The 9,573-nt window shown below is 46.0% G+C and carries 9 protein-coding genes and 1 pseudogene; 4 read left to right on the forward strand and 6 right to left on the reverse strand.

What is annotated here, in order from left to right:
- Positions 1 to 55 precede the first annotated feature (55 nt).
- Positions 56 to 571, forward strand: a complete 516-nt coding sequence (locus AC5V8P_RS06335) for an acyl-CoA thioesterase (protein ID WP_063212976.1) — start codon at positions 56 to 58, stop codon at positions 569 to 571.
- A gap of 111 nt (positions 572 to 682) precedes the next feature.
- Here the strand turns inward: AC5V8P_RS06335 and AC5V8P_RS06340 are convergent, their stop codons facing one another.
- Positions 683 to 2,149, reverse strand: a complete 1,467-nt coding sequence (locus AC5V8P_RS06340) for an RICIN domain-containing protein (RefSeq protein WP_064795211.1) — start codon at positions 2,147 to 2,149, stop codon at positions 683 to 685.
- A gap of 228 nt (positions 2,150 to 2,377) precedes the next feature.
- On the opposite strand from AC5V8P_RS06340, the gene AC5V8P_RS06345 reads away from it, so the two are divergent.
- The gene (locus AC5V8P_RS06345) at positions 2,378 to 3,076 is read left to right on the forward strand and encodes a 4'-phosphopantetheinyl transferase family protein (RefSeq protein ID WP_064795210.1); all 699 of its coding nucleotides are present in this window, start codon (positions 2,378 to 2,380) and stop codon (positions 3,074 to 3,076) included.
- 48 nt (positions 3,077 to 3,124) lie between these two features.
- Entirely contained in the window at positions 3,125 to 4,714 is a 1,590-nt protein-coding gene (locus AC5V8P_RS06350; protein ID WP_064795209.1) for an amidohydrolase, read from the forward strand.
- A 69-nt stretch (positions 4,715 to 4,783) separates the two neighbouring features.
- Here the strand turns inward: AC5V8P_RS06350 and AC5V8P_RS06355 are convergent, their stop codons facing one another.
- The 3 genes from AC5V8P_RS06355 to AC5V8P_RS06365 form a co-directional block, all read right to left on the reverse strand.
- Positions 4,784 to 6,412, reverse strand: a complete 1,629-nt coding sequence (locus AC5V8P_RS06355; RefSeq protein WP_064795208.1) for an S-layer homology domain-containing protein — start codon at positions 6,410 to 6,412, stop codon at positions 4,784 to 4,786.
- Between the two features lie 155 nt (positions 6,413 to 6,567).
- Complete coding sequence (locus AC5V8P_RS06360) at positions 6,568 to 7,419, reverse strand: DegV family protein (protein WP_063212971.1); 852 nt, start codon at positions 7,417 to 7,419, stop codon at positions 6,568 to 6,570.
- Between the two features lie 32 nt (positions 7,420 to 7,451).
- A complete protein-coding gene (locus tag AC5V8P_RS06365; protein WP_064795207.1) occupies positions 7,452 to 7,925 on the reverse strand; it encodes a hypothetical protein in 474 nt (157 codons plus the stop codon).
- Between the two features lie 218 nt (positions 7,926 to 8,143).
- Here AC5V8P_RS06365 and AC5V8P_RS06370 point away from each other — a divergent pair, with 218 nt between their 5' ends.
- Entirely contained in the window at positions 8,144 to 8,527 is a 384-nt protein-coding gene (locus AC5V8P_RS06370; RefSeq protein ID WP_064795206.1) for a DUF423 domain-containing protein, read from the forward strand.
- Between the two features lie 105 nt (positions 8,528 to 8,632).
- Here the strand turns inward: AC5V8P_RS06370 and AC5V8P_RS06375 are convergent, their stop codons facing one another.
- Together AC5V8P_RS06375 and AC5V8P_RS06380 are read right to left on the reverse strand one after the other, a co-directional pair.
- Positions 8,633 to 9,181, reverse strand: coding sequence for a hypothetical protein (locus tag AC5V8P_RS06375; RefSeq protein ID WP_063212968.1), 549 nt, complete (start codon positions 9,179 to 9,181; stop codon positions 8,633 to 8,635).
- Between the two features lie 278 nt (positions 9,182 to 9,459).
- A pseudogene (locus AC5V8P_RS06380) lies at positions 9,460 to 9,573 on the reverse strand (IS5/IS1182 family transposase); the annotation flags it as partial.

A 9,573-nucleotide genomic window follows, 5' to 3' on the forward strand; every position in this document is an offset into this window, starting at 1 on the left:
TCCAAAAGCCTGAAATATAAAAAGAGAGCAACGAGGAAAAGAGAGGAAAGAACCCATGGAAAGCAAGTACATTCGAGAAACCTACTGCTGTAAGACGTCCCGAGTATTTCCCAATGATATCAACAATCATAACACGCTCTTCGGAGGCCGATTGATGTCGTATATCGACGATATCGCATCTATTGCTGCCTCCAAGCTGTGCCGTACGAACACCGTTACGGCCTCGACGGATTCGGTGGACTTTTTGCTGCCTATCCACCCGAGCGATTCTGTCACGCTGGAAGCGTTCGTAACTTGGACAGGTCGCAGCTCGATGGAGGTGTTCGTAAAGGTGATTCGCGAAGGATTAATGACTGCTGACCGCAAAATTGCAGCCACCGCCTTCCTGACCTTTGTGGCGTTGGACGAGAATAACCGTAAGGTGACTGTCCCACAGGTGATTCCCGAAACAGAAGAGCAAATGCACTTACACCAAACGGCTCCATCGCGTGCAGCCATACGGCGTCAGCGGAGGGAAGAAAGCAAGCAGCTGGCTAGTTTTCTGACGACAAATTTCCCGTGGGAAGTGTAGTGCACTAGACATCACCTGTCTTTTTGTTTTTGCATAAAAAGGCAGCCGTTTATCCATTAGAGATCGCTAAGATCTGCTCGGATTACGGCTCCCTTTGATAAATGTTTTGAGCTATTCCACTTTAACTATACGGAAATGCTGGTTCGTTCCGCCATTATCGCCCCATTGAATGGCTTTAGCTCCATCGGCGGTCGCACCTTCGGAAATGTCGATCAGCTTGCCAGTTGCCCGATTTTTCAGCTTGTAATAACCTCCGGTTACGGATACCAGCTGCCAATGCTGACTGGACCAGCCCCCATCATTCCACTGTTCGATAACTACGCCGTCCGCTGTCGCACCGTTTTCAACGCCAATCAGCTTCCCGCTGTTCCGGTTTACAATTTTATAATATCCATCGCCTGTATCCTTAAGCTGCCATTGCTGGCTTGGTGTACCGGAATTTGCACGCTGCTCCAAGTCTGCTCCGTCTGTCGTCGCATTGCCAATGATGCCTAGCGGCTTGTTACTCTTGCGGCTTACCAGCTGATAATAAGCATTCGGGTCGATGACCATCGGTGTAGTCACGCCCTCCACCACACCACTGGCGGTATCAATGTTAATGCTGTCGAACCAATCCATGGCTAATGAAGTCGCAGTTGGAAAACGCAGCGGCAGCCATACATATGTCGAGTCCTGCACAGGACCACTCCAAGCCCCCGCCCAGCGGTCGCCCAAATACAGGTACGAGGTAGCCTGCGTACCTTCAACAGGAATGACGTAGGCCGATTGTGAACCATAGGTTGTACTATCCCCGAAGTTCATCGTATTGCTCCAGGTTCCTTCAATACTGGATGCGGTAGCATACTTGGCCTGATTGGGGTTCCAACCAGTTGCTCCGGATGTAATCAGGAAGTAGACATCTCCTTTTTTGAACATCGCCGGAGCTTCACGATATTGTCCTGGCCAAAGTGTAGCCACCAAGGATTCAACTTGTAGAAAATCCGGTGTCAAACGATAAATGTTCAGATCCGCGTTGACACGGGTAGCGGAGATCAGGTAAGCAGTACCGTTATCGTTATATACGGTCATATCGCGCGAATCATAATCCAGCGGACGGAAGCTGCCCTGATACGTATAATCGCCGTCTACGGTATCCGAAGAGGCAACTGCTACTCGGGCCTCGTTATAATTAATCCCGTTTTCCTTGTGCATCCACAATACGTATTTACGTGTTTTTTCGTTATAAATCACTTTCGGACGTTCAATATTTGATACATTCAGTTCGGTGGCCGAACTGCTAGTCAGCACGTTTTTGCGAAACTCCCAGTTTTTTAAATCCGTGGAACGATAGGCGGATACCGCCTTGAACGTACCATTGGGATTACGATTTTCACCAAACCAATAATAATAACCATCTACTTTAATCATCCCGCCCCCATGGGCATGAACCACGTTTCCATTTGTATCTTTGAACTGAATGCCGTTCACAACATTGGTTGAAGCGGCTGAAGCAATCTTAGGTGAGAACATCTGAAAAATACTTAACGAAAGCAAAATAGTAAGCATAATACACAGCAAGCGGGCAAAATCATATTTCATTGTTTCGTCCTCCTCTGTATGTGTTATTTTAAAGCGCTTTCATTAGTAGGTCCTATGAAGTAGCTTTGATAGAGCTGCCTATCCCAATTGTATCCATATTGAATTGAAAGTGCTAGAGTAGTATATTGACCATATATATGGAAAGCATCATCCAAATTTGACAGACTTCCATCGAATGGGGAGTATTACAAACATACTGAAATTCATTAGGATATACGGGAGGCGACGATGGAAATATACGCGATTGATACGACCAAGCCGCAGGCTGAGGAACATTATGAATTACTGGTACATCAGGTCCCACTGGAAAAACAGCACAAGTTGGATCGTTTTTTACATCGTGAAGATGCTTTGAGGGGATTATACGCTGATGTGTTGTTAAGGTGGTTGGCTTGTCGCCAATTAAAAATACCAAATGTCAGCCTTCGGTTTACATACAATGCTTTTGGCAAGCCCTCCTTGTTGAATGCACCGGCATTTCATTTTAATGTTTCCCATTCGGGAAAATGGGTAGTATGCGCCGTTGACGATCATCCGCTTGGTATCGACATTGAACAGCTCCGTCCTATTGATTTTGAGGTAGGCAGGGTATGCTTTTCAGACACAGAGTATGATGCATTAATGCGTCAGGAACCAGAGAGTCGCTTATCTTATTTTTATGATCTTTGGACGCTTAAGGAAAGTTTTGTAAAGGCCGAAGGACAGGGACTAACGCTGCCGCTAAAGTCTTTTTCATTCGAGCTGGAAGCCCAGTCGTCTATAGGTTTCACGACAGAGGGCTTTACTACGGAGTATTGCCATTTTAAGCAGTATGAGCTGGACCCGGATTATAAAATGGCTGTCTGTGCAGCTCATGATGATTTTGCACAGGAGGTACAGCAGGTAGATATAAATACACTACGTTTGGAAGTGGCAGCCTTGTCTTAATATGCAGCCAGATCAAGCATATCATTAGAAAAAAGGAGATGAGTGACGTTGACATTCGTTTTGTTTAGGCATGGCAGGTTATATGGGGATTGGGCTTCCAAAGGAGACTCCATAGTTGTAGAGGATGGCCGCATACAGGCCATTGGATATGCCCGGGAGCTTGAATTGCAGTTGTCCGGTAAAGAGTATGAAACCGTGGATTGGGAAGGTGCCCATGTACTGCCGGGCTTAACCGATGCACATATGCATTTGTCTATGCATGGTATGAAGCTGGCTATGCTGGACCTGACCTCAGCTACTTCCAAGGACGAAATGCTGGCTATGCTGCGCAAGCGAGTCGCTGTAACACCGCCAGGAGAGTGGATTTTAGGACTCAATTGGAACGAAAATGCGTTTAAACCTGTTGAAATTCCGAATATAGCGGAGCTAGATGCCATTACAGATCAGCACCCGGTCTATCTGACCCGTACTTGCTTTCATACGTTTTTGGCCAATTCAGAGGCATTTCGGCGTGCAGGTATTCACGAGAACACCCCTGATCCGGCTTCGGGTGCCTATGGACGAGATGCAGATGGTCGGTTAAATGGATTAATTTATGAGGAAGCATCCTTTGCCTTTACAAGCGTACAGCCAGAGCCGGATTATACGGTGAAGAAGGATACGATCCGGCGAGCTTGTCTGGACGCGCTACGGCTTGGTCTAACTGCTGCGCACACGGAGGATTTACGTTTTTTGGGCAGCGTGGAGACAATGCAGCGAATTTACAGGGAGCTAAGAGAAGAAGGCCTTGCATTTCGCACACACCAGCTCATCTATCATCCGTTTTTGGACGAAGTGAAAGTGCAAAGGCTGCGTGCAGGAACTGGCAATGAGTGGTTCAAAATCGGTGCGATTAAAATATTCGCTGACGGCGCTATTGGCGGGAGAACAGCTTTATTATCCGAACCTTATAGTGATGCTCCACGTACGTCTGGAATGGCGATTCAACCGCAGCCAGAGCTGAATCAAATGGTGGCAGCAACCAGAGCCGCAGGCTTTCCAGTCGCGGTACATGCCATCGGAGATGGGGCGGCGGACATGATTTTGACAGCAATGGAGGCCCATGGACTAACGGAAGAAAGCGGGTTGCCGGATCGTCTGATTCATGGGCAGGTGCTAAGGGCTGATTTGGTCAAAAGAATGGCGAAGCTGCCGCTAATTGCGGACATTCAGCCTCGTTTTGTCGCAAGTGACTTTCCTTGGGTACTGGATCGGGTTGGGAAGGAACGGACCGAATATTTATATGCCTGGAAAAAGCTGCTGCAAGCAGGTATTCCGTGCGCTGGAGGCAGTGATGCGCCGATCGAGCCGCTAAACCCATTTTTGGGTATACATGCGGCAGTGACTCGCGCCAAGCCGGAAGAAATGCATGAGGGCTATCTTCCCGCTGAAAAGCTGGATGTTCACGAAGCTATTCATCTGTTCACTATGGGGAGCGCAGTAGCAGCAGGCGAAGCTGATGAAAGAGGGACAATCGCTGAAGGCAAAGCCGCTGACTTTACCGTTATTGATCGCGATGTGTCGCAAGGTCCCCAAGCTCTACTGGATGTTAAGGTACGAATGACCGTTGTGAACGGGCAAGTTGCATATCGGTCGTAGGCTGGCATTACGTATGTACGGCAAAAGCCTTCAACTTCACTTTTCACGTGAGGTTGAAGGCTTTTGATCTTACAAGCCACGCTGTATAAAGCGGTCCGCATTTTTCACACTGGACCACAGATCAGAGCTTGCGCCGCCTGTATACCAGTAGGCGAAACCAGCAAATCCCTCATCCTGACCCAAACGGTACTTGCGTGTAAAGGATCGCCCTTCTTCCAGCCATAGCTTATGGAGCTGGGTATCTTTGTATGATACGGTATACTGTTGAATATCCTCGTGCCAGATCGGCTGGGAAGAGCTACGGGATACCAACTGATTTTGCTGATCCAATGAAATATCAGAGGAAGCGACTGACTGTCCGCTAGCGTTAAGTGTCCAATTCCGTGTAAATAACGGCAACGCCAAAATCGCCTTCGCCGGATCGGTCGTTTGTACAAAGCGCCGCACGCTTTCACGCAGCCATGGCAGTGAGGACACAGAGCCGGGTATGGAGCTCCCTCCCCAATGCTCGTCATATCCCATCAGGATGAGATAGTCTGCCGCAACGCCAAGCTGTTCATAATCAAAAGCGGCAGTCCAGTCTGTTCCATAATCAGGAGATACACACAGTGCTAACACCGCATTTTGACTTTTCAAGGCAGTCTTTAATTGCTGGATGAACAATGTAAGATAGGCACGGTCTTGACCGTCTACATTTTCAAAATCAATGACAAGCCCGTCCAAACCATATACAGATACAGCATTGGCAAGTTGAGTTATGGTTTTAGCCCGTAGTACCTCACTGGACAGAATTTGGTGCGTCAGCGCCAAGTTGGAGCGGTTGCCTACCATAGCCCAGATCTTTTTTTGATGTTGTTTGGACCAGGTAAGTAACGAAGAACTGGTGTAATCGCTGATAATGCCTGTTTCGTTTAGAAAAAACCAGCGTGGTGACAGGGTGTTGATGTTGGATTGGAGCACCGTATTTTCAAACTGCTGAACGGTTTGGTCATATTGCCAGCCCAATCGAATCGAAGAAGCAGTGGAAGCAGCTTGGCGAGCATGCTGTGTTGAATACGTCAGCAGACGTTCCAATAATGCCGCTGTTTCTTCACGAGTAAGCGAAGATGCCGGACGAAAATAATTGTTTTCGCCTTTCATAAAGCCATAACGACTCACGGTGATTACCCCTTCAAGAGCCCAATCTGCAATTTTGTTACGATCTGTGAAAGAGGAAGTAGCGTCACCTGATCCGCCCGAAGAGCGGATGAGACGGGCAATCATTAAGGCTGCTTCTTGCCGCGTTATAGGACTATTAGGGTGAAATGTAGCGGAAGATCCTCCCTGTACGATATCAAGCTGCGAAGCCGCTTCAATCCAACCGTAGTACCACGCCTGTTTGGGAACATCCCGATAGGAGGAAACAACTGCTTGTACAGGTTCTAGACCGAGTGTACGGTCCAACGCGGTAACCCATTCGGCTCTGGTAACGGCCTTTTTAGGAGAGAAATAACCAGGCTGTGTTCCTGTTAAAATTCCTTTAGCATACAGGGAGATAATAGACTGATAGGCATAGCTGTGTGAAATATCTTGAAATGCTATGCCGGATGCTGCTGCCGGAGCGGCTAAGTATGAAATGAATGTGGTGAATAATGTAATGATGGCTGTAGCTGCTGATAAAATAAGTTTGGTTACCCAACGCGATCGTTTGGAACTCATACCCAATAACCTTCTTTTTTGATAGATTGGAAGTGTATATATCGTTACTCGACGAATAATACTATCAAAAAGAGGAAAGTTATTCATTGCTAAATTGCTGGAAAAAACCAAAAAAACCGCTACCCAATGGGTAGCAGGTTTAAAGATTGGTTAAACTATGCTTTTTTGGCATACATAATACCGATCGTTTGTGGACCACAATGACTGGATATGACGCAGCCTGCTGTTGTTAGCAATACCTCTTGTGCGTTCGTTTCCTCTTGCAGGCGTGCTTGCAGCATTAGCGCATCTTCTTCAGCCAAAGCATGTACGACAATGATCATATCGTTATCCATTACATCCCGATGCTTCAGGGCATTTTGCAGCATTTGATCCAGTGCTTTTTCACGTTTGCCGCGGACTTTATAGGCAGGCGTCATTTTTCCGTCAATTACTTTGATCACGGGACGAATTTTGAGCAGGCTGCCGATTAGATTTTGCATACCTGAGCATCTTCCGCCTTTATACAAGTATTCGAGTGTATCAATGACAAATTCTGTGTCGATTAGCGGTCTGGTTGCCGTCAACATGTCTACAATCTGCTCTATCGTGCTGCCGTTTGCTGCCGCGCGAGCAGCTTTCATCACAAGCAGGCCAAAGCCGCACGACAAATTCAGGGAATCAAAAACCGTAACGCGACCTTCAGGGAATTCGGAGGCAGCAAGCAGCGCATTCTGGTATGTGGATGATAGCTCGGAAGACAGACTGATATATAAAATGTCATCCCCTTGTTCTATGTAGGGCGTAAAGGCTTGAATGAAATCTGCCGGAGAAGGTGCAGCGGTACGAGGTAAGCGTCCCTCGCGGCTGACACGCTCAAATAACTGTTCTGGGTGGATATTCACCCCATCTTGCAATGCATCATCACCAAATACTGTATAGAGTGGCACAATGCTAATCTCGTACTGTTGGCGCCAGTGGGCAGGGACATCACTGGTACTGTCTGCAAAAATTTTAATTTTGTTCATACCTTAAATCCTCTCTGTGAGATGCAGAAAAATCATAAAGATTGCACGGAGGAAGGATAAATATCCGCTGTGCTATTCGGAATGGAAAGACCGATGGCAAGTAGTGCAATAAAGCCTACAATAATGAGTGCATTAATGATTAATCCTGTAATAGCAAAGGTTTTCTTACGGTTTTTTAACGCAATGCCGATGATCCCGACCACAAGTCCACTACAATTCAGCAGCAGGCTGCCTAAAAAAATAAAGGGAATCATAACCGTTCCAGTTTGCTGCAAAGCGACTTCCGGGTTCATTGTTTGGTATTGGCTGAAATGAGCCATCAGATTAATGACCATAATAGCCAAAATAATATATCCGATCAGACTGACGAGCGACATAATAAAAGAGGCGATTCCGGGACCGGAATGTTTGAGCTTGACCGGAGGCTGGAAAACAGGAGCTTCTGAAAAAACAGGGTGCTCCTCAGACGCAGCAGGCTTTTGCCAATTAGGATCTTGGTTACTCATTTTTTCAACTCCTTGAACATAGTTCGAACAGGTACTAATTTTCCACAAAATAAGCAAAAAAGCAAGCCATCTTACACATTACCCTTCAATAGACAGGGGTTAATCATCAAATTTGGTATGCGGTTTGTTCCCACACACTGGCTGGTAAACTTCATGCTATTCCGATAAAATAAGAAGAACATTCGGGTAAAAGGATCAGTGAAAAGGAGTATAAAAATATGCAACGAAGATGGATAATGGTAGGATCTATAATGATGATGTTGGCAGTAGCCATTGGAGCGTTCGGAGCGCATATTGTAAAAGCACGGATCGACGCGGATGCATTGGCCATCTATGAAACCGGTGTGAAATATCACATGATTCACGCTGTCGGTTTGCTGATCGTTGCGTTGGCTGCCGGACAGTGGGGGCCTTCGACCCGTTTAAGATGGGCAGCGCGTCTGTTGTTCACGGGTATCATTTTGTTTTCTGGCAGCTTGTACGTGCTAAGTTTAACCGGAATCCGTGTGCTGGGGGCAATTACACCATTGGGAGGCGTATGTTTTATTGCAGGATGGATACTTTTGGCATGGGCTGCTGCTGCTCTAAAGAAAGAGGACTAGAAAGCCTATTGGATCATACCAAAAAGAGAACCGAGGAAAAACATTGCGTCTTTCCTGTCGATTCTCTTTTTTCATACTTAATTGTTTTTAAGTGAGATGTTACACTTATGATGTGATTTCATCGATCTCGTTCATTTTAAAGGAATACACTTGCTTCTCATCGACATGATATACACTCAGCAGGCTATTATCATGATCCAAGTTGAGTATGCGGCAAGGAATGCTGCGCTGTCCGCCATAGCGGTTCACGATTAGCCGTACAAGTGTATTGTCTTGTATATAGCGTTTGATCCATTCATACGTACTATGGTCTTGTTGTGTTGCAGGCTTTGGCTGTACGTGGGATTGTTTGATCTCTTGAATAACGGGCGTCTTGTTTGTAACTGCGGCTGACTTCTTTTTGGAGAATCTTTCCGCAAGCGTAGCGGCTGCATCAGATGGGCTATTAACGGCCGACTGTTTTTTTAGATACAATGCAGCTTCAATTAAATTGCCAAGTTCGATACCAGACTGAATGCGGCTATCCGCAATTTGTTCGTTTTGGCTTAAGAGATTAAGCAGGAACTGAAGGGCCTCTACATTCGAACGACCTTTAACTAATACATCAACATTAAATAAATAACTGGTTTCGTCTTGATTTGATTCCTTTTTCATACATCCTCCAGCCCAAGCCCTGGGTAATTAGTCTTTTGTAGTATCTATCAATATATCATTAAAATGTAATCTGTCATAGGGCCTAGGGCCCTGTTGTTGGATATTAACAAAAAAAGCCCTATATAAAGACCTATGCGTTAAATTTTCTCTGAATACACAGAAAATATACCTTCTAGCAGGTGCATATAAATAAGAGATTTATATGAGAAGATTAACAGAGCCAAAGTAGGCATATACCGAGAATAAGTGAGATGGGGGATTAGAGCGTGTCTTCAAACCTAATTTAACCATAGCAAAATAGAAGCCAGCGTTAAGAAGGCTCCAAACGTGCAGGATAACTTATCATATCGTGTAGCCAGCCTGCGATAGTGCTTCAATTTGTTAAACAAGCA

The organism is Paenibacillus sp. N119s, assembly GCF_059447605.1.